This window comes from Candidatus Magnetobacterium casense (genome assembly GCF_000714715.1).
GTDB classification, from domain to species: Bacteria; Nitrospirota; Thermodesulfovibrionia; order Thermodesulfovibrionales; family Magnetobacteriaceae; genus Magnetobacterium; species Magnetobacterium casense.
Genome location: NZ_JMFO01000066.1, coordinates 1 through 1,285, shown reverse-complemented (window position 1 = coordinate 1,285; position 1,285 = coordinate 1). Strand labels below are relative to the sequence as shown.

At 52.8% G+C, this 1,285-nt stretch carries 1 protein-coding gene and 1 pseudogene; both read left to right on the top strand.

All coding sequences use genetic code 11. From position 1 onward, the window contains the following. Positions 1–10 precede the first annotated feature (10 nt). Positions 11–229: pseudogene (locus Mcas_RS19375) on the top strand (hypothetical protein); the annotation flags it as partial. Positions 230–271: 42 nt separating this feature from the next. Beyond that, positions 272–1,285, top strand: a 1,014-nt coding sequence (locus Mcas_RS17245) for a TolB family protein (protein ID WP_235203669.1), incomplete at its 3' end; no start/stop codon positions are given.

Genomic DNA, 1,285 nt, shown 5'->3' with positions numbered 1-1,285 from the left:
GACCGCCCCGATGGACGGGAGTACCGTTGTCATTGGTGCGGACAACAGTGGGAGTCATCATGTTGTCCTGTCGTTCAACGAGACTGTCCGGGCCGGGGATGGCTATATCACGATTACCGATCTGACCACGGGACAACTCCATCAGGCAATTGATGTGAACGATACCGGCTCTGTCAGTTTCTCTGGTTCCACCATGACCATCTACCCATCGCTTGCCATTACCAGCGGACACACACTGGGGCTTACATTCGGTTCCGGTGTGGTGACTGATGTGATGGGTAACCCGTTTGATGGACTCGCTGCCGGCATGCTTGAAGCCACCGTATATGTGGATGACTACGGTTCCACATCCATGACAGCGGGCTTCCTGCCCATTGATGGTCACATCGCAGGCGAGATTGCCACCATTGGTGATACGGACTGGTTTACAGTTATCCTGACAGCTGGCAACGTTTATTCTTTCTCCATGCAGGGATCTCCCACAGGCATGGGAACGCTGGGGGATACCAGTCTGGCGCTGCGCAACAGTTACGGACAGCAACTGGCCTATAATGACGACACAAATGCCAGTCTCGATGCCGGCATCGTGTACATTCCGACTGTCAGTGGACTCCATTACCTTGAAGCCAAAGCGTATGGTGCGGGCACTGGCACCTACACGTTGAGCGCTGAACGTGCCGTCAATAATCCCATTGCCTCGTCCACCGTGACACTTGTATCACAACCTGATGTTGGTACGTCAGTATACAGATCCTCTTGTGCGCCATCTCTCTCTGCTGACGGCCGGTTTGTGGTGTTTGAAAGCTATTCCAGCAACCTGGTCTCGGGGGACTACAACGGTGTCCGTGACATTTTCCTGCGCGATACGCGCAACAACACTACGAGACTGATTTCACAATCCACTTGGGGCGAACAGGGCAATAATGAATCCTATGCGCCTTCCCTCTCGGTTGATGGCCGGTTTGTGGTATTTGGGAGTAGTGCTGACAACCTGGTGGATGGGGATGACAACGGGGTTGAGGATATCTTTCTGCATGATACGCTACACAACTCCACTATCCTGATCTCACAATCTTCCAGCGGAGCACGGGGTAATGATGCATCCAGGTGGTCGTCTGTGTCTTCCGATGGACGCTTTGTGGTGTTTACAAGCTACGCCAACAACCTCGTGGAAGGGGATAATAACGGTAATGAGGACATCTTCCTGCGCGATACGCTTAACAATACCACTACCCTGATCTCGCAAAATACCAGTGGCACACAGGGCAATTCTTACTCCTATGAC